Source organism: Desulfobulbus sp., assembly GCF_031547805.1.
In the GTDB taxonomy this organism is placed as follows: domain Bacteria; phylum Desulfobacterota; class Desulfobulbia; order Desulfobulbales; family Desulfobulbaceae; genus Desulfobulbus.
In genome coordinates this window covers 40,542-67,086 of sequence record NZ_JAVBRQ010000010.1, presented here as the reverse complement: position 1 = coordinate 67,086, position 26,545 = coordinate 40,542, and the positions used below count along the sequence as shown (strand labels likewise).

Sequence of the window (26,545 nt, the reverse complement as noted above, 5' to 3'; positions counted from 1 at the left end):
GAGCGCTACTTCTTCGCCGTGTTGACGATCAGCACAAAGAGGTTGTCTTCCTTGAAGAACACCTGCTGCAAATCGTAGCTGCGATTGGGCTCCAGGTCGATCACCACCCGAACCTTCTCCGGCTTTTTGGTCGTGGTGGTGCGGATCACCTTGATGAATTTGCCGTTGGTCTTGATCGGGCCCTTGCTTTTCTGAAGCAATTTGGTGTTGCTGAAGTCGCAGATCACCCTGGGAATGCCTTCCTCGACTCCGTGGATGGCCGGGGGATGAAAGCCGTTCAGTTTGAACATGACCATTTCGCCCTTGGGCGAGGAATCGTCGAATTTGACATATTCAATCTGAGGTTTGTCGGTGGCATTGGCAAGGATGGCAGGCTTGTCGGCGGCTTCCGGCTTGCCGGCCTCCGGTGCCCCTTCTCCCGCCTTCTTGTCGGCTGCCGCTGCTGGAGGTGCCGCCGCTTCCTGGGATTGGGCGGCTGCCTTGGCCTTTTTCTCTTTCTTGCTCTCAGGCGCGGGCTGGGTCGCGGCTTCCTTGGCCGGTTTTTCAGGCTTTTTTTCCGGCTCCTCGGGTTTGACCGGGGCGGGCGCCGGCGGCGCGACAGCGGTCTCGGGCGGAGGCGATGCCTCGCGGCCGGCTGCTCCGGTCTGTTCCGGTTTCATTGCCGAGGCCTCGGGCTGAGCGTCCTTTTTCTCTTCCGGCTTGGTACTTTCCTTCTTGGCAGTGGGTTTGGCCGGAGCCGGGGCTGGAACCTCGGCCTTTTCCGGCTGCGGCTGTTTTGAGGGGGCGGCTGCGGTTTCTTTGGCCGGTGCCGGAGCGGGTTGCGCCGGCGGCTGCGGCGGTTCCGGTAACGTAGGTTGCACAGCCGCCTTCTCCAACTCGTCCTGTATGGGCTGCGGTGCGGCCGCCTGTTCCGGCGGTGCGGCTGCGGCTACCGGCCCGGTGGCTGCTGCGGCGGTGGCCGCCTCTTTTGCCGGTGCCGGCGCGACGGCCTTGTCCTGATGCCGTGGCGGGGCGGCCTTGCCCGGTCCGGTGAACTGGACCACGAGGGTCGAGTTGCTCGCATCGAATTTCTGGGTGAAGTTCAACCCCTTGAAGGTGGAGACATCGAAGACGATGCGGGTCTTTGGCGGATCGCCCTCATGCATGCCCACCCGCACCCGCTTGACGATCGAGCCGCTGGTCGTGGTGACGCCCTTGACGCCCCGGCCATAGGTCATGCCGGCGAAATCAAAGATGATCCTCGGGTTTTCGTCTTTCAAAGTGAAGACTTTTGGACTATAGGAGCCGTTGAGTTGCAGGATCACCTCTTCGCTGGTGGGCGAAAGGACAAGGTGCTTGAGTTTTTGCAACTGCGGCGCGTCCGGTGCGTTTTCCGTCGCCTCCTCGGCACTGACGAGCGTACAGGCCAGCAGCAGGGTGAACAGGGATCGCAAGATCAGGGCAACGAATTGTTTCTTCATTTTTCTATCCACTGTATGTTGAGTGAAAGGTTGAGAGGCGGTTTTCTGAAAAACCTCATTATATTAAGCAAAAATCGCGCCGGTCTTCGTCGGCCGCCGGACCTCCCGCCACCCCCGTTTTTTTTCAGGGGCGGCTGAAGCCCGCTCCCCCAGTTTTTCGTCTGCAACTAGAGCCAGTTCGGATTGCCTTGCTCTTTTTATTCCTTTTTTCCCCACATGTCTCCAACTCTCATGCGTTCTTCCTCTTCCCTGGATCTTGACCGGATTCTTCCTCTGGTGCGCAAACCGGGTCAATATGTTGGCGGCGAACTCCATGCGGCCGGCAACAAGTTCGACACCGCCCAGCTCAATTTTTGCCTCATCTTTCCCGACCTCTACGAGATCGGCATGTCCCACCAGGGGCTGCAGATCCTGTATCATCTTCTCAACGGCCGCGCGCAAACCACAGCGCATCGGGCCTATGTTCCGGATGTCGACATGGAGCGGGAACTGCGCGCCCAGGGGCTGCCGCTATTTTCCCTGGAAGCCAAGGCGCCGCTGGCGGCCTACGATGTGCTGGGCATCACTCTACCCTATGAGCTCTGTTATACCAACCTCCTGACCGTGCTCGACCTGGCGGGACTGCCTTTTTGGGCGGCACAACGAAGCCAGGAGCATCCACTGGTCCTGGGCGGCGGTTCCTGCGCCTTCAATCCCGAGCCGGTGGCCGATTTTTTCGATGCCATCGTTCTGGGCGACGGCGAGGAAATCATCCTGGAGATCGCCGACCTCCTGGCCTCGGCCAAAAAGGAAGGCTGGTCGCGGACCGCGGTGCTGGAGCGGCTGGCGCGGATGCCGGGCATCTACGTGCCTTCCTTGTTCAAGCCGAAATACGTGCAGAATAAGCTGGTTGCGGTCGAGCCGCTTCTGGCCGAGGTCCCCTTGGTTCGTCGCCGGGTGCTGCCCCGGCTCCATGCACCGTCCGTCCTGTACCATCCTTTGGTACCGGTGGTCAAGCCGGTGCACGACCGGCTCGGGGTGGAAATCGCGCGGGGCTGCACCCGGGGCTGCCGTTTCTGCCAAGCCGGCATCACCTATCGGCCGGTGCGGGAGCGGACCCTGGAAGAGATCATGGAACTGGCCAACCAGGGCATCGCCCACTCGGGATTCGAGGAGCTGGCCCTGCTTTCGCTTTCCACCGGCGATTTTTCCTGTCTGGGCGAATTGATGGGCGCCCTGATGGACCGCTTTGCCGACGATTTCGTGTCGGTGTCCATGCCTTCGATGCGCGTCGGAACCTTGACACCCGAGATCATGAACCAGATCAAGCGCGTCAGAAAAACCGGATTCACCATTGCCCCGGAGGCAGGAACCGACCGCTTGCGCCAGGTGATCAACAAGGGCATCACCGAAGAGGATCTGCTGGCCACCTGCCGGGATGCCTTTGCCCTTGGCTGGAAGCTGATTAAGCTCTATTTCATGGTGGGGCTGCCCACCGAAACCGAGGCCGATGTGGAGGGCATCGTCCAGTTGGCCAAAAAGGCCCGTGCCCAGGTTGGACAGAGCAAGGGACGGCCGGTGCAGATCAATCTGGGGGTGGCCACCTTCGTGCCCAAGCCGCATACCCCTTTCCAGTGGGAGGGGCAGATCGGCCTGGAGCAATCGCGGGCGAACATCAACCGCCTGAAACAGATGCTCCCCCGGCAGGGCTACAAGCTCAAGTGGCACGACCCGGAACAATCCTTTTTAGAAGGGGTCTTTTCCCGGGGCGACCGGCGGCTGGCGCCTTTGATCGAGACCGCCTGGAACATGGGCGCCCGGCTGGACAGCTGGTCCGAGCACTTCGACCTAGGCCGGTGGCGTCGGGCCGCCGCCGAATGCGGGCTGGTGCTCGAGGGCTACCTGCAACCGCGGCCGGTGGCGGATGTCCTGCCCTGGGATCACCTGCACAGCGGGGTCGATCGATCGTTCCTCGAAGCCGAACGGGCCAAGGCTTTTGCCCAAGAGTACACCCCGGATTGCCGGGCGCACGGTTGCCAGGGCTGCGGCCTCTGCGACTTCAAGACCGTGCGGCCGGTGGTCCATGAACGGCCGGCTGCCGTCAGTCCGGCGCCATCGACTCCGGTCGGCGGCCGGGATGAACCGAGGCCGCCGCCCAAGGCGCACGCGTACCGGGTCCATTACACCCGTTTGGGCGACAGCCGCTTTTACGGCCATCTGGAATTGCTGCAACTGATCTTCCGCACCTTACAGCGCGCCGGGCTGCCGCTGCTGTTTTCCGGCGGATTCAACCCCACTCCCAAGGTTTCCTTCAGCCAAGCCCTGCCGGTTGGGGTCGAGAGTTTGGCGGAGTCTTTCGACATGGATCTGTCCCGGCCCTTGCCCTCCCTGGAAGAGACGGCGATCCTACTCAACAGCCGGCTGCCCTCCGCCATCCGGGTGCAGGCGGTGGAACCGGCGCCGAGTGCCGTGGCCAGGAGCAGCATCACCAGCTATACCCTGTCCGCGACGGCCTATCCCGAACAGATGGTTCGGAACCTGGCCGAGTTCCTCGGGCGCGAGGCCTTTGTCATCGACCGGTTCCGCAAGAACCGACATAAGGAGCTGGATCTGCGGCCCCTGGTGGCCCGCCTGGAGTTCGACCAGGACCGGATTCTGCTCGACCTGATCGGCCATCAGGGCCAGCCCGGCACCAACCCCAGGGAAATTATGGAAAAGGTGCTCGGTTTTTCCGAACGCGAGGCCCTGTTGGCGCGGATACTGAAGACCGGAGTCAAGGAAATGGCATCCTCGGCTTGAGAATTTCGCAGGATTACTGTAGATAGAGCCGATTCATTGCCTCCGGTTCGCAATGGGCCGGATTTTGACGACCACGATGCCTGCAAGAAAATTATCGGAATGCCCCATTCCCCGGTTTGCTTGCGACTTTCCGATGACCAAGGAGAAGACATGAAGAAAATCGTTCTGCGCGAAGATGAGATGCCGACCAGCTGGTATAACGTGGTGCCCGATATTCCGGGCGGGCTCCAGCCTCCGCTCGATCCGGAAACCCTGCAACCGGTGGGGCCGGAAAAACTGGCCGCCGTGTTCCCCATGGGCCTGCTCGAGCAGGAGATGAGCCAGGAACGGTTTATCGAAATTCCGCAGGAGGTTCAGGAAATCTACAAGATCTGGCGTCCCACCCCCCTGGTCCGGGCCACCAAGCTGGAGGAGGCCCTGGGCACCAAGGCGAAGATCTTCTTCAAGGATGAAAGCGTCTCGCCGGTGGGCAGCCACAAGCCCAACTCCGCCGTGCCCCAGGCCTACTACAACAAACGCGAGGGCATCAAGCGCCTGACCACCGAGACCGGCGCCGGCCAGTGGGGCTCGGCCCTGTCGCTGGCCACCTCCAAGTTCGGCATGGAATGCAAGGTGTACATGGTGCGGGTTTCCTACGATCAAAAGCCGTATCGCAAGTTCATCATGCAGACCTTCGGTGCCCAGGTGGCGGCCAGCCCCAGCCCGGACACCAATACCGGCCGCGCCATCCTGGCCAAGTACCCCGACACTCCCGGCGCCTTGGGAATCGCCATCTCCGAGGCCCTGGAAGATGCCTCGGCCCGCGCCGACACCAACTACGCCCTGGGCTCGGTGCTCAACCACGTGGTCCTGCACCAGTCGGTCATCGGCCTGGAGGCCAAGAAACAGATGGAAATCGCCGGCGAGTATCCGGATGTGATCATCGGCTGCTGCGGCGGCGGCTCCAACTTCGCCGGCCTGATCGCCCCCTTCGTCCCCGACTATCTCGACGGCAAGAAGATCGAATTCATCGGCTATGAGCCGGCTTCCTGCCCCTCGATGACCGGCGGCAGACTGGCCTACGATTCCGGCGACGTGGCCATGATGACCCCGCTGCTCTACATGTACACCCTGGGCCACGATTTCGTGCCGCCCGGCATCCACGCCGGCGGCCTGCGCTACCACGGCATGGCGCCGATCATCTCCGCCCTGGCCCGCGACGGCATCATCACCCCCAAGGCGGTGCATCAGATGGAGTGCTTCGAGGCCGGTATCCTGTTTGCCAAAACCGAGGGGATCATCCCGGCGCCCGAAACCACCCACGCCATCCGCGGCGCCATTATCGAGGCCATGAAGGATCCGAAAGAGCCCAAGACTATCCTGTTCAACTTTTCCGGCCATGGCCTGATCGACATGGCTGCCTACGACAACTACCTCAACGGCAAGCTCAGCGATTACAGCTATCCGCAGGAGCAGATAGATGCCTCGCTGGCTCGTCTGCCCAAAATCGGCTGAAGCCAAAGCGGTGCGGCGGGCAGGGCGGGGCGGGACAACGCGCCTGCTTCTTTGGCTGGTCCTGCTGGTGCCGCTGTTGGTTATGGGCGAGCGGCAGACCGGGATCGCGGCCTGCCGCACCATTGCCGACCTGGCCCCGAACGGGGCCTACGGCTTGGCCGATGCCCAGGGCGCGATCACCGATGGCTGCAATCTTGACCGCGCCCTGGTCCCGGCCAGCGTGATCAAGATCGCCACGGTCTCGGCCGCCCTGGCCATCCTCGGCCCGGACTACCGCTTCCGTACCGAGCTGTTTGTCGATGACCGGGACAACTTGTTCGTCAAGGGGTTCGGCGACCCTTCCCTGGTTTCCGAGGAAGTGGCCGAGCTTGCCGGACAACTGCGGCGCCAGGGTCTGCGGCGGGTGCAGACCCTGTATGTCGATACCACAGCCTTTGTCCTGGAGCGCCAGGTTCCCGGCAGCGAAGACAGCGACAATCCCTACGATGCCCCGGTGGGCGCGCTGTCGGTCAACTTCAACGCGGTCGCCCTGACCAGCGACAAATCGGGGCGGATAGCCTCGGGGGAATCGCAAACCCCGGTACTGCCGATCATGCGCGAATTGGGGCAGGGCCGCCCGCCCGGTTCGTGGCGGGTGAACGTCTGCGCCCGTGGATGCGGCGACGCGCAAGCCCGGACAGCCCGGTACGCCGGCGAGCTTTTTCAAGCAATGCTTGCGCAAAATGGCATCACGGTGGCCGCCTTTGGCGGCATTCGCCCGACACCGGCCACCGCCCGCCTGGTCCATGCCCATGAGAGCGGTCAAACCCTGACCGAAATCAGTGGGGCCTGCCTGCGCTATTCTTCGAATTTCATGGCCAATCTCATCTTTCTCGCCAGTGGGGCCAAGCGGTTCGGCTATCCGGCCACCTGGGAAAAGGCCAGGCTGGCGGTGCACCAGGAACTCGCAAGCCAGCTGGGCAACGGCGCGGCCGCGGCCATCGTCCAGGTCGACGGGGCCGGCCTGTCTCGGGACAATCGAGTGACGGTGCGAGCCATGCTGCAGGTGCTGACCCGTTTTCGTCCCCATCTCGGACTGCTCAACCAGGAGCGCGGGGTGGCGGTCAAGACCGGAACGCTCACCGGGGTGTACAATCTGGCGGGCTACTTGCCCGATGGACGGAGTTTTGTCATCCTGCTCAATCAACCGGCCAACAGGAGGGCCGACATCCTTGCCCGGCTCCTGCGCCCGCAAGGAACGAATCCAGCCGGTTCCGGAGGGAAGGCTGGCCATTATCTCAGCAGATCTGCGGATAAAAAATGAATTCTTCCGGTCGGGTGGATAGACAATGACCGCTTTGCGCTTATAGTACCTCCCACCGAAACCCATCTTCCATTGTAACCCATTACCCGACACAGCAACGCCCATGGAGTATTACCAGGTTCTCGGGGTCGCCAAGACCGCCACTGCCGACGAAATCAAGAAAGCCTACCGCAAACTGGCCGTCAAATATCATCCGGACAAGAATCCCGGCGACAAGAAAGCTGAGGAGAAGTTCAAAGAGATCAGCGAGGCCTACGCCGTCCTGTCCGACCAGGAAAAACGTCAGCAATACGATACTTTCGGCTCAGATGGATTCCGTCAGCGCTATTCCCAGGAAGACATCTTCCGCAACTTCGATCTCAACGACATTCTGCGGCAGTTCGGGTTCAGTGGCGGCTTCCGCAGCGGCGGCACCTTTCACACCAGCGATTTTCGCCGAGGCGGCGGTTCGCCCTTTGACAATATTTTCGGCCAGTCGGGCATGCGGGGGGGATGCGGCGGCGGTTGCGGACCGCAGGCGGTGAAGGGCAACGACCTGACCTACGAAATGACCGTCACCCTGGAAGAGGTGCTTCATGGGGCGGAGAAGACCATCAGCCTGCGCCAGAGCGGGCCGGCCCAGAGTGTGTCGGTGAAGATTCCCAGGGGCATCGAGGATGGCAAGAGACTGCGGTTGAGCGGCAAGGGCGCGCCTTCCTCCTCGGGGGGGCCGGCCGGCGATCTCTACCTGAAGGTGCATGTCGAGCCGCATCCGGTGTTCCAGCGGGTGGACGACGACCTGGTGGTCGAGCACCGCATTCCCTTCAGCGACGCCTGCCTGGGCACCTCCTTGGAGGTCACCACCCTGGACGGCAAGAAGTTCAATGTCAAGGTGCCGGCAGGGATACAGCAAGAGTCCAAGCTCCGGATCAAGGGGCATGGGCTGCCTTCGGGACCGATCGGCCAGCGGGGGGATTTGCTGGTCAAGATCGCGGTCCGCATTCCCAAGAGCCTGACGCCCGAACAGGCGAAGGCGGTCAAGGCCTTGACCGAAGTGTCACTGTAATACGGCCAGGCCCGTCGGCCCCCTTGTTCCCTCGCCGCCAAAACGCGCGCAGGAGGGAAAGAGGGGGCACCGAGCCGGTTTCAGCATCCTTCCAGTTTTTTCTTCTCCTTGACCGGCTGCGGGGCAGCCCCCGTTTCCTGGGCCTTCTGCTGCGCCGCCTCGACGCCGGCCGCGGCCTTCTGGGCCTCTTCCAGTGGCTTTTTCACAGCTTGGGCAGCATCCGCCCCCATCTGCTCCTGGACGGTCACCGCCTTTTTTTCTTCCTTTTTGCCTTGGTCGCCCGAACAGCCGCCGAGCATGAACAGGCACAGGGTCAAGCCTAACAGAATGTGGAGGTGTGTTTTTGCTGAATGCATTGCGTACTCCTTTGGTTAGAGAAGGTTTTTGATGGAAGCGCCCAGTCTCCTGATGCCCTCGGCGATGGTCGGTTCGTCCGAGCAGGAGAAATTAAGGCGCAAGGTGTTGGTATCCTTGCGGTCGACGTAGAAAGGGGTACCGGGCACGAAGGCGACCTTCTGGGCGATGGCGGCCTCGAAAAGGCGCATCGACGACAGGCCTTCGGGCAGGGCGACCCACAGGAACATGCCGCCGTCGGGATTGGTCGATTGCACGCCGTCCGGGAAAAATTTTTTGATCGCGTCGACCATTGCCTCCTTTTGTTTGCCATACTGGCGGACAATGGTGGCGATGTGGGCGTCGATATCGTTGTCGCGCAGAAATCGGTGCAGGATGCGCTGGGCCAGGTAATCGGTGTGCAGGTCGGCGGCCTGTTTGGCGACGATCACCTTCTCCATGATTTGCGGCCGCGCCACCAGCCAGCCCAATCGCAGGGCCGGGGCCACGATCTTGGAAAAGGAGCCGAGCAACACGGTGTTTTCCGGCAGGAGCCGTTTGAAGGAAATCTTGCGGCTGCCGGTAAAGCGCAGGTCGCCATAGGGATCGTCCTGGATGATCAGGCAGGATCGGCCCTGGATCAATTGGGCCACGGCCTTTCGGTTCTCGTCGGGGTAGCTGATGCCGCTCGGGTTCTGGAAGTTGGTGACCGTGTAGAGCAGCTTGGGCTGCCGTTCCTGCAGCACCAGGGCGAGGGCGTCGGTGTCCATGCCGCCTTCGCTCACCGGCACCGGGTGAAAACGGGGCCGGTAGAGGGAGAAGGCTTGAATGGCGCCGAGATAGCCCGGTTCCTCGATGATCAGGTCGTCGCCTTCGTTGAGGAAGGTCTTGCCCAGCAGATCGAGCCCTTGTTGCGAGCCGGTGGTGATGAGGATGTCCTCCACCGGGATATCGAGCCCGTCCTGCTGGCGATAGCGGTCGGCAATGAACTGGCGCAGGCCGAGATAACCCTCGGAGTTGGCGTATTGGAGGATCTCGTTGCCTGCCTCCTCGAAGACATCGTTGGCCGCCTGCTGCAATCCCTTGACCGGAAAGAACTGGCGGTTGGGCAGGCCACCGGCAAAAGAAATGATCGAGTTGTCGATGGTGACCTTGAGGATTTCCCGGATAAAGGATTTGGGAACATCGGTAATGCGGTCGGAAAAGGCGTTTTCCATGGGACCTCCTGCAGGAGAAGAACGGTTGCTTGAATGAAAAGAGGTAAACGGAGGAGAGGGGTACAGCGAGCCGGAAGCTCCGTTCACCCGAAAGATTCTTTTTTGCGGTAGACCGTGGCCTGGCTTTTGGCGATCAGTTGTTGGCCGGTGCGCTCGGTGACCACGATGTCGTACAGGGCGGTGGCGCCGCCTTGGTGCACCTCCCTGGCCTCGGCCACCAATTGGTCGCCCGTGCCGGTGGGCCGGAGAAAGCTGATGGCCACGTTGAGGGCCAGGGCGGTCTGGCCGCGGGCATTGCTGGCCGCGGCGAAGGCGATGTCGCCCAGGGCGAACACCAGGCCGCCGTGGGTCATGGCGTGGAAGTTGAGCATTGCTTCGGTCACTGTCAGGGAAACCCGGGCGTAGCCGGGTTCAACGGTCTCGATCGTGGCGCCGAGCCAGTTGGCGAAGGGGTCTTGGCGGATACGGGCGGTGATGGCCGGATGCATCTTCAGCGTGGTTGAAACGGTGGGCACGACCGGGCGCCCACCGTCGGCAATAACGTAGGCGATAAATCAGTACTTCGCGTCGGCAAAGGCAAGCCAGCCGCCGGCGCCGATCAATTGCTTGTCAAAGGGGTTCAAGGTAAAGGAGCATTCCACCGTGGCGTCGCCGCCGGCGGCGGTCAGTTTTTCCCCTTCCAGGTCCACTGCCACGGTCACCTGGCCCTTGAGGGCAAAGAGGCGGTCGAGGTCCGTCTTGCTCAATTCCACCGCCAGGATGCCGCAGTTGAACATGTTCTGGCGGAAGATCCGGGCAAAGCTCTCGCCGATGACCACGTTGATGTCGTTGACCTCCAGGGCCCAGACCGCATGCTCGCGAGAAGAACCGCAGCCGAAATTGGCGCGGGTGACCAGCACCTTGGCGTTTTGCATCTCGGGGGCGTGCGGATCGAATTTCCGGCCTTCCAGGTACAGGTCCTCAAGGAGGTGGGGGGCAAGGGCTTTCTTGGTGATTTCGGTCAGATACTTGGCCGGAATGATTTCATCGGTATTGATGTCGTTGCGATCGATAAAGGCTGCGGGGCCGCCAAACTGTTTCATAGGAAAATCCTTCTCTCAGGTTCTGAGTCTCATTTCAGTGCAGAAAACGGCGGGGGTCGGTAATGGCGCCGGTGATGGCCGCCGCGGCCGCGCTGGCCGGACTCATCAGGTGGACCATGCCGCCCTTGCCCATGCGGCCGTTGAAATTGCGGTTGGTGGTCGAGGCGCAGACCTCACCGTCGGCCAGAACGCCGCTGCTCATGCCCAGGCAGGCGCCGCAGGTGGGATTCAGCACGCAGAAGCCGCTGTCCATGAAGATCTTGATCAATCCTTCTTCCAGGGCCTGGGAATAGATGGCCGGGGTGGCCGGCACCAGGATGGCCCGAACCGAGTCGGCGATGGCCTTGCCTTGGACAACGGCGGCGGCTTCGCGGAGATCCTCGATGCGGCCGTTGGTGCAGGAACCGATATAGACCTGATCGATCCTCGATCCTTCCATCTCGCCGATATCCTTGACGTTGTCCGGTTTGTAGCCAAAGGTGACCTGGGGTGCCAGGGTGGTGACGTCGACGGTCAGCATCCGCTCGTAGCTGGCGTCGGGGTCGGAGCGCCACTTGGCGAACGAGGCGGCGGCATCTTCCGGGCTCTGGTATTCGTCCTTGATGAACGGCCAGAGGTAGCGGGCTGTGACCAGGTCGGGCTGACAGACACCGGAGGTGGCGCCGGCCTCGACCGCCATGTTGCACAGGGTCATGCGCGAGGCCATGTTCATGGCGTCGATCACCGGGCCGCAGAATTCGATCACCATGTCGGTGCCACCGCCCACGGTGAGCTGCTTGATGACGTTGAGAATAATGTCCTTGGCCACCACGCCCTTGGGCAGGGTGCCGATTACCTCCACCTTGAGCGACTTGGGCGCGCGGAAGGCGCAGACGCCCTTGAGAATGCCCACCTCCAGGTCGGTGGTGCCGACTCCGGCGGCAAAGGCGCCGAAGGCCCCGTGGGTGCAGGTATGGGAATCGCCCATGATCACGGTGTTGCCCGGGCGGATGAATCCTTTTTCCGGGAACAGGGCGTGGCAGACGCCGTTGCGGCCGATATCGAAAAAGTCCTTGATGTGGTGGCGCCGGGCCCAATCGCGCATGATCTTGGCCTGGGTGGCGGTCTTGGAGTCCTTGGGCGGCGTGACGTGATCGATGACCGCCTTGATCCGCTTGGGATCGCACACCCGGTCCATGCCTTTTTCCATGAGGTCCATGATGGCAATGGGAGTGGTGATTTCGTGGCACATGATCACGTCGATGTCGAGGACCATGTTCCCCGGGGTGGGGGTGTCTCTAAGATGGGCGGCAAAGATTTTTTCTGTGATGGTCTGTCCCATGGTGCAACTCCGATCCGGAAAACAAGAAAGGGAAAGACGCGCGGCCAACCGGCGGTCTTTCCGAAAAGTTTGGCGAAACCAGATCATTACACCCGGCAAGAAAGTTCGTCAATTATTTCCTGGTCGCCGCGACCGGCGCAAAAGGGCCGGAACATCTGTACAGATGGAACCCGATTGCGTATACTGCTGCCGCTGCCCGGCGGCTGCCCAAGGGCTGGGCCGACCCCGCTTTTCCCGATTCGGAACTTGAACATGAGGATGAGAATGATCCACACTTCTCTGCGACGATACGCCGCGCTCTGCTGTCTCCTGTCCGTCGTCCTGCCTGCCGTCTGCTGGGCCGCCCATGGGGTGAGCATCGACGGCCATCTGAAATATCCGCCAGGATTCGAACGGTTCGACTATACCTCGCCCCAGGCCAAAAGCGGCGGGACCTTGGTGCTGCACGATCTCGGCAGTTTCGAGAAAATGAATCCCTTCACCCTCAAGGGAGAGGCGCCCCGCGGCTTGACGTCGTACGTCTTCGAACCCCTGGCCGTGCCGAGCCTGGACGAGCAATTCGCCCAATACGGTCTGATCGCCAAGGACATCGTCCTGGCCAAGGACAGGAAGTCGGTCACCCTGACCATCAATCCCAAGGCCCGCTTCTCCGACGGCACCCCGGTCACCGCCGAGGATGTCAAATTTTCCCTCGACACCTTGAAGAGCAATCAGGCTCATCCTTCTTATCAGATGTATTTCTACGATATCGAGGGGGCCGAGATCCTCGCCCCTCTGACCATCCGGTTTCGTTTCGCCCGACCCAACCGGGAACTGCACATGATCGTGACCCAGCTGCCGGTGTTGAGCAAACGGTTCTATTCGACCCACCCCTTCAATCCCGTCGACGGCAAGGGGGCCATGGCCATACCCGTGGGCACCGGGCCGTATGTGGTGGCGGATGTCCAGCCGGGCAAGTCGATCACCTACAAGAAGAACCCGAATTACTGGGCAAAGGACCTGGCGGTACGCAAGGGAATGTTCAATTTCGACACCATTGTGGTGAAGTATTTCAAGGATCCGGTGGTCAGTCTCGAGGCCTTCAAGGCCGGCGAGTTCGATTGGTTGTTCGTCAACATTTCCAAGCAGTGGAACCGGGATTTGACTGGCCGCCGTTTTGACAACGGCGAACTGGTCAAGCAGGTCTTTCCCCATGAAAACGACGCCGGCATGCAGGGGTTTGTGTTCAACACCCGCAAGCCGTTCTTCGCCGACCGGCTGGTACGCCGAGCCCTCGGCCTGGCCTTTGATTTCGAGTGGACCAACACGACGCTCTTTTTCGGTCAGTACAATCGCAGCAACTCGTATTTTTCCAACTCGGACTATGCGGCCAAAGGACTGCCCGACGAGTCCGAGTTGAAGCTGCTGGCACCCCTTCGCGATCAACTGCCGGCCGAGGTGTTCACCCAGCCGCTCACTCCGCCTACTACCGACCCGCCCGGCAGCCTGCGGAGCAACCTGCAGGAAGCGAAGGCCTTGCTGGAACAGGCCGGATGGAGTGTGAAGCAGGGCGTGCTGGTCAACGGCAAGGGCGAGCGGTTCCGTTTCGAGATTCTCCTGGCCGATACGAGTTTTGAGCGGGTGATCGCGCCGTATGCGATCAATCTCGGCAAGCTGGGCATCGAGGTGAGCTACCGGACCATCGACCAGGCGCTGTACGCCGACCGGATCAAGAATTTCGACTTCGACATGGTGGTGACCGTTTTTGGCCAGTCGCAGTCACCGGGCAATGAACAGCGCGACTACTGGACGACTTCGGCCGCCGCACGCAAGGGATCGCGGAACCTGGCGGGGATTGCGAAGCCCGCGGTGGATGCCCTGGTCGATGCCATTATCTACGCCGAAACCCAGGAACAGCTGACCACCGCCTGCCGGGCTCTGGACAGGGTGCTGTGGTATGGCTATTATGTGGTTCCAAACTGGTATCTGGCCAACCATCGCCTGGCCTTTGCCGCCAAGCTCAAGCACCCGGCGCAGCCTCCTCTTTTCTACAGCGCCGATCAGTGGCTCGATACATGGTGGACCGAATAGAAAGGATCCGCTTTCACGGGTATTGCGAACTCATTCGCAACGTTTTTAGTTTTCTCGATTTCACCAGCAGGGAGCATGGCAACAACTGCAGAAAAAAACAGCAAGGACTATCAATGGATCTACCTCACGGGCAAGGAGATCTATCAATTCTACAGCCGGATCAAGGGGCGGTTGCAGGGAATGCAGGTGTACGCCCTGGTGGGAAAAAGCGGCACCGGCAAGAGTTTCCGCGCCAAACTGCTGGCCGAAAAGCTCGGGGTCCCGTACATCGTCGACGACGGTCTTTTGATCCACGACGTCACGATCCTGGCGGGAAAATCGGCCAAGCAGGAAAAGAACTACATCAGCGCCATCAAGACAGCGCTTTTCACGGATGACGACCACCGCCAAGGCGTGGTGCGGATGATCCAGGAAAAGAAAATCAAGAAGATCCTCTTGCTGGGCACCTCGGAAAGGATGGTGACCAGGGTCGCCGAGGCGCTTGAATTGCCGCCGATCAGCCAGATGATCAAGATCGAGGAGATCGCCAGCCAGAAGGATATCGAAAACGCGATCAAGTCGCGGTTTGAAGAGGGCAAGCATGTCATCCCGGTGCCAACCATCGAGGTGAAAAGAGACTACGCCCAGATCCTTTCCGACTCGATCCGGATTTTTTTCAAGGGCGGCAAGGACAAGGACGGAGTGAGGGCATCCCGTTTTTTTGAAAAGTCGGTGGTGCAGCCCGAATATCACGACAACGGAATCGAGGGGACGGTGACGATCTCCGAGGCGGCCCTGACCCAGATGATCCTGCACTGCATCGACGAGTATGACGGGGACATCCTGGTACGCAAGGTCAAGGTCAAGTTGGGGCGGTCGGGCTACGGCATCGACCTGTTCATCGATGTGCCGTTCGGCAAGACCCTGACTGGCGAGCTGCATGAACTTCGAAGCTATATTCTTAAAAATATTCAAAAATATACAGGGATCGTCATCGATCGCCTGGAAATAGCCATCGACAATATTTCCCAGCGGAAAAAAGAGTCGAAGAAAAAAGCAAGTGCCTGAGAGCCGCTTTCTGCCGTCCGCATGCGTCGTCGTCCCTTTTTTCCGGTCGTCTTGATGCCGTTGCCGCTATCGACAATAATGTTCTCAACATTCGGCAGTTATCCCGTTGATGCCCTCTGGCCGGCTTCATCCGCACCCGAAACGAGAAGGTGGGTTCTTATTGTTCAATGCTGTGTCATTCCATGGTTTTTACTGCATGCCGCCAGGTCTGTTCCGGCCTGCTGCATGTGCTGATGATGCAATGTATTTATCACTTGACTCCGGGCAAAGTGTCTTGTTATAAGTCCTGAGTTTTGAGTGGTTTTTTTAGAAGTGGCTGTAGAGAATGTTGTTGTCGGAATGGTTTTAGGGCGTTTTTTCAGGGCCTCTAGAGCGTATCTGAGGCAGTTTTGAAGCCGTGGATACGAAATTGCCCGACGAACTCTCGCCCCTGCCAGGCCAACCGGAAAATATCTTTCCCCTCCGCTTACGTCACTTTTGAAGGTCACTTGAAAACCTTGCCGGCTTGAACCGGCAGGAATGAGGGATCTTTTTCGGACACGATATCGGAAAGCGTTCGCTCAGTCCTTTGCTGGCCCCCAATGCCAGACAGTAAATGCGTCGGTGGTGTACGCACACCGGGGGCCGGGGCGGCTGCATTTCCCATGTTTTCATTCCGAAAAAGGCGGTTCTCCGCGCGTCTTCTGAATATGTAGCCAGTTGTGCTGGATCATTGCGTAACGCCATCATTTTTATAAAAAATTAGGTGCGACGGCGGGCAGAACCGTTGCGGATAGTCGTGGGCAAGCGCCCGGGAGCTCTAGAGCATATGCCAGTATCCTCCAAGGACCGGCGTGTGAATTTCTCTCTGCTTTGTGCACGACCGGTCCGGATCGGGGGTTGACCGGCGGAAACACCATGCCGTAGCAAATTGTTAGTGAACAGGGACCTGAATTAACATTTTACTTCTCTGGAGGATCTCGCACCCCCTGTGCGAGGTTCGCCGCAAAAGGATGCGTCTATGAAAATTCATGAGTATCAGGCCAAGGAACTATTCCGAAAGTACAATGTACCTACTCCCAAAGGGAAACTCGCCCACACTTCGGACGAGGTCGCAAAGATTGCCGAGGAATTCGGTTACCCGGTCGTCGTTAAAGCCCAGGTACATGCGGGTGGCCGCGGCAAGGGTGGTGGCGTTAAGCTGGCCAAGACCGCAGCCGATGTCAAGCCGGTCTCCGATTCCATCATTGGCATGACCCTTGTCACCAAACAAACCGGCGCCCAGGGAAAAAAGGTCCGCAAGGTATTGGTTGAGGAAGGCCTGAACATCAAGAAAGAACTCTACCTCTCCATCATTCCCGATCGCGAGACCTCAACTGTCGCCATCGTCTGCAGCCAGGACGGCGGTATGGACATCGAGGAAGTCGCAGCCAAGACTCCCGAGCGGATCGTTACCGTCAACGTCAGCCCGGTCACCGGGTTCCAGCCGTTCCATGCCCGCAAGATTTGCTTCGGCCTTGAGATCGAGAAAGACCTGCAGAAGCAGATGTCGACCTTGGTGAAGAATCTCTACAACCTGTTTGTCGCCTATGACTGCTCCATGGTAGAGATCAACCCGCTCATCATCACCGCCGAAGGCAATATCCTCGCCCTGGACGCCAAGATGGATGTCGACGGCAACGCCTTGTTCCGTCACCCCGATGTCAAGGAAATGCGCGATATCGACGAGGAAGATCCGGTCGAGGCGGAAGCCGCCCAGTTCGGCCTGAACTATATCAACCTTGATGGCAACGTCGGCAACATCGTCAACGGTGCCGGTCTGGCCATGGCCACGATGGATATCGTCAAATTGGCAGGCGCCTCTCCCGCCAACTTCCTCGATGTCGGCGGCGGCGCCAATGCCGAGGCCATCGAGAACGGTTTCCGCCTGATCATGAAGGATCCGGCCGTCAAGGGCATCCTGATCAACGTATTTGGCGGTATCCTCCGTTGCGACATTCTGGCCAAGGGTGTTGTCCAGGCCGCAACCAAGCTGAAACTGCAGGTCCCTGTCGTGGTGCGCATGGAAGGCACCAACGTCGACGAAGGCCGCAGAATTCTTGCCGAATCCGGTCTTGACCTGATCAACGCCAAGGATCTGGCCGACGCAGCCGAAAAGGTAGCGAAAATCGTCGCTTGAAGCCGGGCCTCACGGTGGCGAAAGGCTGACGAAGGAGGGTGAGAATTTCATTTTCATCGCCATGATACAATCGCCTATGTGGATAACCGTAACCGAACGATTCAGCTTGTATAAGGTACAAAAAACAATAACCCACAGAGGAATTCATAATGAGCGTTTTTGTTAATAAAAATACACGGTTAGTTGTACAGGGCATTACTGGCCAGGAAGGTCAGTTCCATACTCGTTCCTGCATTGCCTACGGCACCAATGTCGTCGCTGGCGTGACCCCCGGCAAGGGTGGACAGAAGATGGACGATGTGCCGATCTTCAACGGTGTCAAGGAAGCCCGGGAAAAAACCGGGTGCAACGCCTCTATGATCCTGGTGCCGCCGCCCTTTGCCGCCGATGCGATCATGGAAGCCGCCGATGCCGGCATCGAGGTGGTGGTCTGCATCACGGAAGGTGTTCCGGTTCTCGATATGATGCGGGTCAAAAATTATTTGGCCACCCGCGCCACCCGCCTGATCGGCCCGAACTGCCCCGGTATCATCACTCCCGGCGAGTGCAAGATCGGCATCATGCCCGGACCGATGCACAAGCCCGGCGGACCTTGGGGTGTTGTCTCCCGCTCTGGAACACTCACCTATGAAGCCGTCCATCAGCTGACCCAGGCCGGTTTCGGCCAGACCACCTGCATCGGTATCGGTGGCGACCCCATCAACGGCACGAACTTCATCGATTGCCTCGAGCAGTTCGAGAAGGATCCGGATACCAAGGCCATCGTCATGATCGGCGAGATCGGCGGCAACGCCGAGGAAAACGCCTGCGAGTGGATCAAGGCCAATACCAAGAAACCGGTTGTCGGCTTTATCGCCGGTCTGACCGCTCCTCCTGGCCGCCGCATGGGACATGCCGGTGCCATCGTGAGCGGAGGTAAGGGAACCGCCGAAGCCAAAATCGAGGCCATGAAGGCAAGTGGCGTGCATCATTGCGCCAACCTCGGCAAATTGGGCGAGCTCTGCAAGCAAGTCTATAAAGGTTGATTGATCTCAGCGGTGTCGGATGTGCTCCATCCGACACCGCTTCGACTCATAATCGGCACGGAATTTTGACTGAATTCTGCAGCAAGGAGACAGCATGAGTACAAAAGAGAAATTAGAGCAGTTAAAGCAAAAAAGGGCCAAAGCCTTGCTAGGCGGCGGTCAGGACAAAATCGACAAGATCCATGCCGCCGGCAAGTACACTGCCCGCGAGCGCATCGCTCTTCTCCTCGACCCGGGCAGCTTCGAGGAATACGATGCCTTCAAGCTCCATCGCTGCTACAATTTCGGCATGGAAAAGACCAAATTCCTTGGCGACGGTATTATCACCGGTTGCGGAAAAATCGCAGGCCGGCCGGTATATATCTACGCTCAGGATTTTTCCGTTCTGGCAGGTTCGCTTTCCGGCACCTTGGCCGAGAAAATTTGCAAGATCATGGATCTGGGCATGAAGAACGGTATCCCGGTCATCGGTCTCAATGACTCGGGTGGCGCCCGTATCCAAGAAGGTATCGAGGCTCTGGCCGGTTATACCGAAATCTTTACCCGTAACGTCCTCGCCTCGGGTGTCGTTCCCCAGATTTCCGGTATCTTCGGACCCTGCGCCGGCGGTGCGGTCTACTCTCCCGCCCTGACCGACTTCATCATCCAGGTCAAGATTCAGTCCTACATGTTCCTGACCGGTCCCAAAGTTGTCAAAACCGTGTGCCACGAAGATGTCACCACCGAGACCCTCGGCGGCGCGGTCATGCACACCACCAAGTCCGGCGTTACCGATTACGCGGCCGAGAACGAGGACGATGCCATCCAGTACATCAAGGACCTGATGAGCTATCTGCCGCAGAACAACCTGGAGAATCCCCCGGATGCTCCCTGCGACGACCCGATCACCCGCCGATCCGAACTGCTCAACGACATCATTCCGGACAACCCGAATGCTGCCTATGACATCAAAAAGGTCATCGCCGAGACCGTAGACAACGGCATCTTCTTTGAAATAAAGGCAAATTTCGCTCCGAACATCGTGGTCGGCTTTGCCCGTTACGGCGGCAAATCCGTTGGTATCGTCGCCAATCAACCGGCGTACTACGCAGGCGTGCTGGACATCGATTCCTCGGTCAAGGGCGCCCGCTTTGTTCGTTTCTGCGACTGCTTCAACGTCCCGATCATCACCTTCGTCGACGTGCCCGGCTTCCTTCCCGGTACCAACCAGGAATTCGGCGGTGTCATCCGCAACGGCGCCAAGATGCTTTTTGCCTATGCCGAGTCGACCGTGCCCAAAATAACAGTCATCACCCGCAAGGCCTACGGCGGTGCTTACTGCGTCATGTCGTCCAAGCACCTGCGCACCGACATCAACTATTCCTGGCCGACCGGTGAAATCGCGGTTATGGGTTCGAAGGGCGCGGTTGAGGTTCTGTATGCCAAGGGAGCCAAGTCGGCCGAGGATCCCAAGGCCTTTTTGGTGGAGAAGGAAAAAGAGTACAACGACAACTTCTCCAACCCCTATTGCGCTGCCGAGCGCGGCTACATTGACGATGTCATCGAACCGGCGGAAACCCGGTATCGAATCATCAATGCACTTGAGTCGATCTCAGGGAAACGCGACACCATCCCGATGAAAAAACACGGCAATATCCCGCTGTAAGCTCTCTCAAGCAATGGTACGGCAGGATAGGGCCGCACCAATAGACTCAGAGGATGACAGAATGGCAACAATGAATAAAAAAGTGGTTGCTGCCCTTGCAGCCGTTAATTCCTATTTGATGCAGGAAGAGGAAGCGGCCTATCAAGCGCAATTGGCCGCCGCCAAGCCTGCGCAAACAGGGCCTAGCCTATGGGCGATTGCCGGCCGTCAGGATATCATGAATTTCCGCAGGCTGATTCAAATGAAAGCCTTCTGATGGCTTTTCTCACATTGACGTTCAACGAAAACGTATAACAGGGAGATACTGAAAATGAGCGACCAAGTAAAAATGACCGCCATGAATTACGCAATCGACCGGCCGAAAGCTGAAAATCCGGTCAAGGTAATGGACTTGAGCCTTCGTGACGGCCACCAGTCTCTGTTCGCCACCCGCGGCCGGACCGAGGATATGATTCCGATTGCAGAGATGATGGACGAGGTTGGTTTCTGGGCCATTGAGACCTGGGGCGGTGCCACCTTCGATACCATGCACCGTTTCCTCAACGAGGATCCGTGGGAGCGTCTCCGCACCCTGAAGCGCTACATCAAGAAAACCCCGTTTTCGATGCTGCTTCGCGCCCAGAACCTGGTCGGATATCGGAACTACGCCGACGATCTGGCCACCGCCTTCGTCGATCGCGCCGCCGAGAACGGTATGGATGTGTTCCGGACCTTCGACGCCCTCAACGATTATCGTAACTTCGAGACCGTGGTCAAGCAGATCAAGAAGAGCGGCAAGCACTTCCAGGGTTGCATCTGCTACACCCTGACCGAGCCGCGTCTTGGTGGCGAGGTGTACAACCTCGACTACTATGTCAACAAGGCCAAAGACCTCGATGCCATGGGAGCCGACTCCATCTGTATCAAGGATATGGCCGGTCTGATCGCTCCTTACGATGCCTACGCGATTGTCAAGGCCATTAAGGCTGTGACCAAGACCCCGGTTCATCTGCACAGCCATTTCACCTCCGGTATGGCATCCATGAGCCATCTGAAAGCCATCGAGGCAGGTGTCGATATCGTTGACACTTGTATGACCCCGTATGCTTATCGGACTGCCCATCCGGCCATTGAGCCGTTGGTCATGGCCCTGCTCGGAACCAACCGCGACACCGGTTTCGACATCAAGAAGCTGGCCGCCATCAACGTGGTCCTCGAGAAGGAAGTCATGCCGAAGTACAAGCACCTGCTCGACGATTCCAAGATCTCGACCATCGACATCAACGTTCTCCTGCATCAGACTCCGGGCGGCATGCTCTCCAACCTGGTCAACCAGCTGCGCGAGATGGATGCTCTGGACAAAATCGATCAGGTCTACAAAGAACTGCCGCGGGTTCGTAAGGAACTCGGCCAGATCCCGCTGGTCACCCCGACTAGCCAGATCGTCGGCATCCAGACCGTTAACAACGTACTCTTCGATACCCCCGAAGAGCGCTACAAGATGATCACCGCCCAGGTCAAGGATCTGTGCTACGGTCTCTACGGCAAAACTGCAGTACCGATCGATGCCGAACTACAGAAAAAGGCATTGAAAGGCTATTCTCGTGGCGAAACCCCGATCACCTGCCGTCCGGCCGAGGTCATCGAACCCGAACTCGAGAAAGCCAAGAAGGACATCGGCGATTTGGCCAAGGACATCGACGATCTGGTGCTCTACGCTATCTATCCGGTGACCGGTAAGAAGTTCCTTGAGTGGAAGTATGGCGTTACCCAGGCACCGGCTGAGGTCAAGCCGATCACCCTCGACGATGTCAAAAAGCGCGATGATCTGGTTGCCAAAGCCAAGGCTGGCAAGCTTGTCGAGGCCAAGGCCGCAACTCCTGAGAAGACCGCAAACATTCGCACCTTCAATGTCTTTGTTGATGGCGAGTATTTCAATGTCGAGGTTGACCCGACCGGTGACTTCCAGCCGGTGGTTGCTGCCGCTCCGCGTCCTGCCGCCGCCGCCGGTGCCCCCAAGGCTGCCGCCGCCGCACCCCCTGCTGCACCCAAGGCCGCTGCTGCACCGGCTGCCGCTCCTGTAGCGGTTGAAGGTGGCACACCGCTGCTGGCACCCATGCCTGGCATGGTTGTCAAGTATCTGGTCAATGTCGGTGACGCTGTCAAGGCAGGCGACGCCGTTGTCGTGCTTGAGGCCATGAAGATGGAGAACAACCTGACTGCACCGTGTGACGGTACTGTTAAGCAGCTGTGCTGCGGTTCAGGTGACTCTGTTGCCAAAGATGCACTTTTGGCCGTTATTGGCTGATCCAGCTTCTTTATTGAGCAATAAAAAAGGGAGCGCCCTGATGGGCGCTCCCCTTTTTTTGTGTCAAAGAGGCTGCGAAGGTGTGCTTACACCAAGTTCAAGTATCTGGCCTGCTCCCACAGCTTGGTTGCCAGCCGCACCGTGGCCTGGTCAACCATTCTTCCTTCCACTGCAATCGCGCCCTTGCCTTCCGCCTTGGCTTTGGCATTGGCCTCGATAACTTTGGCGGCCAAGGCGATTTCATCCGCCGAGGGCGTGAAAACTTCGTTGATGGTGTCGATTTGGGAAGGGTGGATGGCCCACTTGCCGTCACAGCCCAAGGCACAAGCCATAACTGCTGAACGGCGCAATCCGTCGGCGTCTTTGAAGTTGCCGTATGGGGCGTCGATGGCCATCACGCCATGGGCCTTGGCATGCATGACCATGTTACTGATGGCGAAATGCCAGCGATGCCCCGGGTATAATTCTTCCTCTTTCTCACCGTGCCCGGAAATCGAGACCAGGCGGGCGCCGATGGAAGCGGAATAATCGGCTATACCGAAAACCAAGGTTCGTACCCGGCTGCTGGCCGCGACGATGTCGGTCGCCCGCAACAAGCCTTCGGCTGTCTCGATGGAGGCCTCGATACCGATGGGCGTTGATGCATTTCTGCTCTGTTCGATGCCGTCAAGCAAGCGGTCGGCAAAGTAGATATCGCCGGGGTGGTTGACCTTGGGAATGACGATGGCATCGATGATGTGGCCGGCCTGTTCCGCCACCTCCAGCAAATCCCGGTAGGCAAAGGGAGTGTCCAGGGCATTGATGCGCACGGTGACCGTTTTCCGGGACCAATCGAAGTTCAGCAGTGAATCGATGACCTGGGTCCGGGCATTTGCTTTCTCCTCGACCGGGACACTGTCTTCCAGATCAAGCATGATGACATCGGCCAGGCTTTCGCTTGCCTTGCCATGCATCTTCTTCATATGCCCAGGTACAGATAAATTGGACCGACGCGGTTTCATAGACCCTCCTTTGGCCAAGGAAAACAGTAAAGTGGAAGCAACGGAAAGTGAAAAGAAATCAAGAAAAAGCGCAAATAAGGTAGCAGAAAACGGTCAAAATGTTGACTGTTTCTTTTGTTTTTTCTGCGGGGGGGAAAGCTAGTCGTTTGAAAATCTCAGTGCGGCGACAAATCGCGACAAATCGTACCTTGCGCCATGGCAATGGCTCGCCGCGATCAGTTCGCGTTTTTCAGAAAGCGAACCATTTCTTTTTTCGTTTTGAGGAACCCAATGAAACTCGGTTGCGGCCGGAATGTTTTGCCTCGTACAGGGCTTCGTCCGCCAGACCGATGAACAAGTTTTTATTGAACTCATGCCTGGCCGGAAAGGCGGAGGCTATCCCCACACTGATGGTCACTTGGTAGGAATTGGTTCCATCATCGAAAACATAATCCTCGGTTGTCTGCCGAAGTTTTTCCGCCACCAGCATTGCTTCTTCCTGATCCGTCTCCGGCAGGACAAAGGCAAATTCTTCGCCGCCGTAACGTGCGATCAGGTCGTATTCACGAATGACGTCCTTGCTGATCCGACAAAATTCCTTCAGGATAAAATCTCCGGTCTGATGGCCATAGGTGTCATTGAATTTCTTGAAGTAATCGATATCGGCCAGGAGCAGGGAAATGGGGCGGTCGCTGCGAATGGATCGATTGATCTCCGAGTCGAGAAAATTTTGAAAGAAGCGGTGGTTGTTGATTTCGGTCAGGCCGTCGATGTTGGCCAAATTTTCCAGCAGCCGGTTCTTCTGCGCCAACTCTTCCGTCAGTTTTTCCAGCTCCATTTTGGACTTGATCAGTTCGCGGTTCATCTCCTCGTACGAGAGATTGATCAGGCTCAGCCTGAGATTGGCCTCTTGGAGAATTTCCGCCACCGATTTGACCGGCTTGATCTTGATGCCGAAATACTGCGCCGCCTGGTCAATGACTTTATCGATCAGTTTGAGGACGGTGTTCACTCCCAGTACCTTGAGGCCGAGAAGTTGCTTGGCTTCGTTTCTAAACTGTTTGTGATAGCGCTCCGGGCTGTCGGAATAAAAAAATTCGACGAGCAGGTTTGCCAAGTAGGTGGCCCGAACGATCTGTTGGTGCCGCAACGTGGTGCCGGTAAATGCGGCCGGATCATGATGATATTTAATCGGCAGCAGCAGACTTTCAGGCAACTCCCATTCTTTGGCCACTGCGTAGCCCACATCGGCGTGTGATACGCCGAGAATATCCCGTTCGACCTCCGCGCAGTCGGCATTTGCCGCGACATGGCCGGATGAATCCGCTGTGCGGGCAAGGACCTGGGCATATTGCTGGGGTAGGGTGATGGCGAGAACCAATTGGCCGATATTCTGTAGCAGGCCGCAGGTAAAGACTTCTTCGGAGTCCGTGTTTGTTACCTGCTCGAAAATAAGACGCGCCGCTGCCGCCTCGACCAGTGAGCGTTCCCAGAATTGTTCGAAATCAAACTGTGAATTCTTTTGCTTGTTGCCGATGGAGAGCAGGGAAAAACTAAGCACCAGACTGCGGACCGCATTGAGTCCGAGAATCGAAACCGCCTGGTTAATCGACGAGATTTGTTGGGGAAAACTGTAAAAGGCCGAGTTGGCCACCCGCAGAACCTTGGTTGAAAGTGCCATGTCCTGGCTGACCAGGTTTGCGATATCCGTCAGCGTAACTTCCGGGAGAGCCGTCAATTCCAGCAGCTTGGAGGCTATGATCGGCAGGGTCGGCAGGTCCTTTGAGGTAAGAACGCGCGCCAACACCTGCTCGGCATTGCTGTTTGATCCTGCCATAGGCTTGGTATCCAAAGGATACAAAGATCCAGATATATTTGAAGAGGAATTTAAAGAAATATGTTCAATGGTTAGTATAGATTGTTTTTAGGGATTCTCCAAGAAAATGCATAAGAATATTTGTCACGGATAAATTCGATTGGGGTAGGAACACTGATATCCCTGATAAGTCGTGAACTCGAGGGACTCGTCCAAATGCTGGATATAGGCCGGGGTCAAGGGGATCTTGCCGCCGCCGCCCGGCGCATCAAGGGCATAGGTGGGCACTGCCGGGCCGGTGACATGTCCGATCAGGTGGCGCATGATGGCAAGACCGCAATCCACGGTGGTGCGAAAATGGGAGGTTCCTTTGGTCAGGTCGGCCTGAAAAAGATAATAGGGTTTGACCCGGATGCGCAGCAGCCCATACAGCAGTTCCCGGATGATTTCGGCACGGTCGTTGACCCCCCGCAGCAGCACGGTCTGGCACCCCAGAGGAATGCCCGCATTGGCCAACCGGGCGCAGGCCAGCTCCGCTTCGGGCGTGATTTCGGCTGGATGGTTGAAATGGGTGTTGATGTAAAGCGGATGATATTTCTTCAGCATCGCCGCCAGCCGTGGCGTGACTCGCATGGGCAGGGTGCAGGGAATGCGGGTACCGATGCGGATGGTGACAATGGAGGGGATGCTCCGTAACGCCTTGAGGATGCGTTCGAGCCGGGCCAGGGGGAGCATGAACGGATCGCCTCCTGAAATCAACACATCGGAGATGGCCGGCGTGCGCCTGAGATAGGCAAGGGCGGCGGCAATCGCCTCGTCGTCAATGGTCATTTCCTGTTTGCCGACCTTCCGTTTTCGGGTGCAGAACCGACAGTACATCGCGCACTCGCCGGCCACGAGCAGCAGGGCCCGATCCGGGTATTTGTGCACCAGACAGGGGACCGGGCTGAGGTTTTCTTCGTCAAGGGGATCGACCAGGCCGTCGGCATCGGTCAATTCCTGCGGGTCGGGCACTGCCTGCCGCCAGAGCGGCAGACCGTGCTGTTTGATCAGTTCGAGGTAATAGCGGCTCACTCGTAGCGGGTAGACGGCATGCACGGCCCGCAACGGTTCGACCGCAATGTCAAGGGCCTGGGCGAGGTGCTCCGGCGTGGTGATGAAGGCCGAGGAAAGAAGGCTGTGCTTGGACATTGATCCTGAACGGGATGAGGCTCTTGGCGGGCCGAAAGAGCGAACAGGCAATGGCCGCTCGCTTCGGTCCGGCACCATGGTGGGCAGGACTGGCACGCCGACGCCTCGGCTGTGGCAAGGGGCGAATGCCGAGGCAATCAAGTGCGCGGATATTATGTCGCAACGAGTGTTCTGGCAACGTTGTTTTTTGATTTCGACGACCAGATCGCGGATGGCGGCAGAGAGGGGCGGCACTTGTCCGATGCAGATGTATGATTGGCCACATCGCTGCGGATGCAATCCGGACTGAGGAT

Annotated in this window: 20 protein-coding genes; 11 read left to right on the top strand and 9 right to left on the bottom strand. The window is 58.5% G+C overall.

The features are described 5' to 3' along the window. Window positions 1-5: 5 nt before the first annotated feature. Window positions 6-1,460: an AMIN domain-containing protein gene (locus RMR13_RS03640; RefSeq protein WP_310599280.1), complete on the bottom strand. Its 1,455-nt coding sequence runs from the start codon at window positions 1,458-1,460 to the stop codon at window positions 6-8. 231 nt (window positions 1,461-1,691) lie between these two features. Here RMR13_RS03640 and RMR13_RS03635 point away from each other — a divergent pair, with 231 nt between their 5' ends. From RMR13_RS03635 to RMR13_RS03620, 4 genes are all read left to right on the top strand, one after another. Continuing rightward, the gene (locus RMR13_RS03635) at window positions 1,692-4,238 is read left to right on the top strand and encodes a TIGR03960 family B12-binding radical SAM protein (RefSeq protein WP_310599279.1); all 2,547 of its coding nucleotides are present in this window, start codon (window positions 1,692-1,694) and stop codon (window positions 4,236-4,238) included. Window positions 4,239-4,388: 150 nt separating this feature from the next. Beyond that, a complete protein-coding gene (locus RMR13_RS03630) occupies window positions 4,389-5,732 on the top strand; it encodes a TrpB-like pyridoxal phosphate-dependent enzyme (RefSeq protein WP_310599278.1) in 1,344 nt (447 codons plus the stop codon). Further along, window positions 5,698-7,035 (top strand): D-alanyl-D-alanine carboxypeptidase, encoded by a 1,338-nt coding sequence (locus RMR13_RS03625; RefSeq protein WP_310599277.1) that lies wholly within the window; start codon window positions 5,698-5,700, stop codon window positions 7,033-7,035. The genes RMR13_RS03630 and RMR13_RS03625 overlap by 35 nt, the downstream gene beginning before the upstream one ends. Window positions 7,036-7,138: 103 nt before the next feature. Further along, complete coding sequence (locus RMR13_RS03620) at window positions 7,139-8,080, top strand: DnaJ C-terminal domain-containing protein (RefSeq protein ID WP_310599276.1); 942 nt, start codon at window positions 7,139-7,141, stop codon at window positions 8,078-8,080. Window positions 8,081-8,160: 80 nt separating this feature from the next. On the opposite strand, the gene RMR13_RS03615 is transcribed toward RMR13_RS03620, so the two are convergent. The 5 genes from RMR13_RS03615 to RMR13_RS03595 form a co-directional block, all read right to left on the bottom strand. Next, complete coding sequence (locus tag RMR13_RS03615; RefSeq protein ID WP_310599275.1) at window positions 8,161-8,436, bottom strand: hypothetical protein; 276 nt, start codon at window positions 8,434-8,436, stop codon at window positions 8,161-8,163. 15 nt (window positions 8,437-8,451) lie between these two features. Next, a complete protein-coding gene (locus RMR13_RS03610; RefSeq protein WP_310599274.1) occupies window positions 8,452-9,630 on the bottom strand; it encodes a PLP-dependent aminotransferase family protein in 1,179 nt (392 codons plus the stop codon). Between the two features lie 83 nt (window positions 9,631-9,713). Next, window positions 9,714-10,145: a hotdog fold thioesterase gene (locus tag RMR13_RS03605; protein WP_310599273.1), complete on the bottom strand. Its 432-nt coding sequence runs from the start codon at window positions 10,143-10,145 to the stop codon at window positions 9,714-9,716. A 39-nt stretch (window positions 10,146-10,184) separates the two neighbouring features. After that, a complete protein-coding gene (locus RMR13_RS03600) occupies window positions 10,185-10,712 on the bottom strand; it encodes a 3-isopropylmalate dehydratase small subunit (protein ID WP_310599272.1) in 528 nt (175 codons plus the stop codon). A gap of 34 nt (window positions 10,713-10,746) precedes the next feature. Beyond that, window positions 10,747-12,033, bottom strand: a complete 1,287-nt coding sequence (locus RMR13_RS03595) for a 3-isopropylmalate dehydratase large subunit (protein ID WP_310599271.1) — start codon at window positions 12,031-12,033, stop codon at window positions 10,747-10,749. Window positions 12,034-12,297: 264 nt separating this feature from the next. Here RMR13_RS03595 and RMR13_RS03590 point away from each other — a divergent pair, with 264 nt between their 5' ends. The 7 genes from RMR13_RS03590 to RMR13_RS03560 all read left to right on the top strand — a co-directional run bounded on the left by RMR13_RS03590 (window position 12,298) and on the right by RMR13_RS03560 (window position 22,265). Further along, entirely contained in the window at window positions 12,298-14,103 is a 1,806-nt protein-coding gene (locus tag RMR13_RS03590) for an extracellular solute-binding protein (protein WP_310599270.1), read from the top strand. A gap of 75 nt (window positions 14,104-14,178) precedes the next feature. After that, window positions 14,179-15,150: a hypothetical protein gene (locus tag RMR13_RS03585; protein ID WP_310599269.1), complete on the top strand. Its 972-nt coding sequence runs from the start codon at window positions 14,179-14,181 to the stop codon at window positions 15,148-15,150. A 1,000-nt stretch (window positions 15,151-16,150) separates the two neighbouring features. Beyond that, a complete protein-coding gene (gene sucC / locus RMR13_RS03580) occupies window positions 16,151-17,308 on the top strand; it encodes an ADP-forming succinate--CoA ligase subunit beta (protein ID WP_310599268.1) in 1,158 nt (385 codons plus the stop codon). 149 nt (window positions 17,309-17,457) lie between these two features. Continuing rightward, window positions 17,458-18,333: a succinate--CoA ligase subunit alpha gene (gene sucD, locus RMR13_RS03575; RefSeq protein WP_310599267.1), complete on the top strand. Its 876-nt coding sequence runs from the start codon at window positions 17,458-17,460 to the stop codon at window positions 18,331-18,333. Window positions 18,334-18,427: 94 nt separating this feature from the next. Beyond that, complete coding sequence (locus tag RMR13_RS03570) at window positions 18,428-19,978, top strand: acyl-CoA carboxylase subunit beta (protein WP_310599266.1); 1,551 nt, start codon at window positions 18,428-18,430, stop codon at window positions 19,976-19,978. 61 nt (window positions 19,979-20,039) lie between these two features. Next, window positions 20,040-20,234 carry a hypothetical protein gene (locus RMR13_RS03565; protein ID WP_310599265.1) on the top strand — a complete coding sequence of 65 codons (195 nt, stop codon included), beginning with the start codon at window positions 20,040-20,042 and terminating at the stop codon, window positions 20,232-20,234. 54 nt (window positions 20,235-20,288) lie between these two features. Then, window positions 20,289-22,265: a pyruvate carboxylase subunit B gene (locus RMR13_RS03560; protein WP_310599264.1), complete on the top strand. Its 1,977-nt coding sequence runs from the start codon at window positions 20,289-20,291 to the stop codon at window positions 22,263-22,265. A gap of 86 nt (window positions 22,266-22,351) precedes the next feature. Here the strand turns inward: RMR13_RS03560 and RMR13_RS03555 are convergent, their stop codons facing one another. The 3 genes from RMR13_RS03555 to RMR13_RS03545 form a co-directional block, all read right to left on the bottom strand. Further along, a complete protein-coding gene (locus RMR13_RS03555; protein WP_310599263.1) occupies window positions 22,352-23,266 on the bottom strand; it encodes a CoA ester lyase in 915 nt (304 codons plus the stop codon). A gap of 229 nt (window positions 23,267-23,495) precedes the next feature. Further along, on the bottom strand, window positions 23,496-25,082 hold the full coding sequence (locus RMR13_RS03550; protein ID WP_310599262.1) for a GGDEF domain-containing protein: 1,587 nt from the start codon (window positions 25,080-25,082) through the stop codon (window positions 23,496-23,498). A gap of 123 nt (window positions 25,083-25,205) precedes the next feature. Continuing rightward, entirely contained in the window at window positions 25,206-26,252 is a 1,047-nt protein-coding gene (locus tag RMR13_RS03545; RefSeq protein ID WP_310599261.1) for a KamA family radical SAM protein, read from the bottom strand. Between the last annotated feature and the right edge of the window lie 293 nt (window positions 26,253-26,545).

Excerpts from the sequence above, each read along its gene's own strand:
- RMR13_RS03640 (WP_310599280.1), bottom strand. The coding sequence starts at position 1,460 with ATGAAGAAACAATTCGTTGCCCTGATCTTGCGATCCCTGTTCACCCTG.
- RMR13_RS03635 (WP_310599279.1), top strand. The coding sequence starts at position 1,692 with ATGCGTTCTTCCTCTTCCCTGGATCTTGACCGGATTCTTCCTCTGGTG.
- RMR13_RS03630 (WP_310599278.1), top strand. The coding sequence starts at position 4,389 with ATGAAGAAAATCGTTCTGCGCGAAGATGAGATGCCGACCAGCTGGTAT.
- RMR13_RS03625 (WP_310599277.1), top strand. The coding sequence starts at position 5,698 with ATGCCTCGCTGGCTCGTCTGCCCAAAATCGGCTGAAGCCAAAGCGGTG.
- RMR13_RS03620 (WP_310599276.1), top strand. The coding sequence starts at position 7,139 with ATGGAGTATTACCAGGTTCTCGGGGTCGCCAAGACCGCCACTGCCGAC.
- RMR13_RS03615 (WP_310599275.1), bottom strand. The coding sequence starts at position 8,436 with ATGCATTCAGCAAAAACACACCTCCACATTCTGTTAGGCTTGACCCTG.
- RMR13_RS03610 (WP_310599274.1), bottom strand. The coding sequence starts at position 9,630 with ATGGAAAACGCCTTTTCCGACCGCATTACCGATGTTCCCAAATCCTTT.
- RMR13_RS03600 (WP_310599272.1), bottom strand. The coding sequence starts at position 10,712 with ATGAAACAGTTTGGCGGCCCCGCAGCCTTTATCGATCGCAACGACATC.
- RMR13_RS03595 (WP_310599271.1), bottom strand. The coding sequence starts at position 12,033 with ATGGGACAGACCATCACAGAAAAAATCTTTGCCGCCCATCTTAGAGAC.
- RMR13_RS03590 (WP_310599270.1), top strand. The coding sequence starts at position 12,298 with ATGATCCACACTTCTCTGCGACGATACGCCGCGCTCTGCTGTCTCCTG.
- RMR13_RS03585 (WP_310599269.1), top strand. The coding sequence starts at position 14,179 with ATGGCAACAACTGCAGAAAAAAACAGCAAGGACTATCAATGGATCTAC.
- sucC (WP_310599268.1), top strand. The coding sequence starts at position 16,151 with ATGAAAATTCATGAGTATCAGGCCAAGGAACTATTCCGAAAGTACAAT.
- sucD (WP_310599267.1), top strand. The coding sequence starts at position 17,458 with ATGAGCGTTTTTGTTAATAAAAATACACGGTTAGTTGTACAGGGCATT.
- RMR13_RS03570 (WP_310599266.1), top strand. The coding sequence starts at position 18,428 with ATGAGTACAAAAGAGAAATTAGAGCAGTTAAAGCAAAAAAGGGCCAAA.
- RMR13_RS03565 (WP_310599265.1), top strand. The coding sequence starts at position 20,040 with ATGGCAACAATGAATAAAAAAGTGGTTGCTGCCCTTGCAGCCGTTAAT.
- RMR13_RS03560 (WP_310599264.1), top strand. The coding sequence starts at position 20,289 with ATGAGCGACCAAGTAAAAATGACCGCCATGAATTACGCAATCGACCGG.
- RMR13_RS03555 (WP_310599263.1), bottom strand. The coding sequence starts at position 23,266 with ATGAAACCGCGTCGGTCCAATTTATCTGTACCTGGGCATATGAAGAAG.
- RMR13_RS03550 (WP_310599262.1), bottom strand. The coding sequence starts at position 25,082 with ATGGCAGGATCAAACAGCAATGCCGAGCAGGTGTTGGCGCGCGTTCTT.
- RMR13_RS03545 (WP_310599261.1), bottom strand. The coding sequence starts at position 26,252 with ATGTCCAAGCACAGCCTTCTTTCCTCGGCCTTCATCACCACGCCGGAG.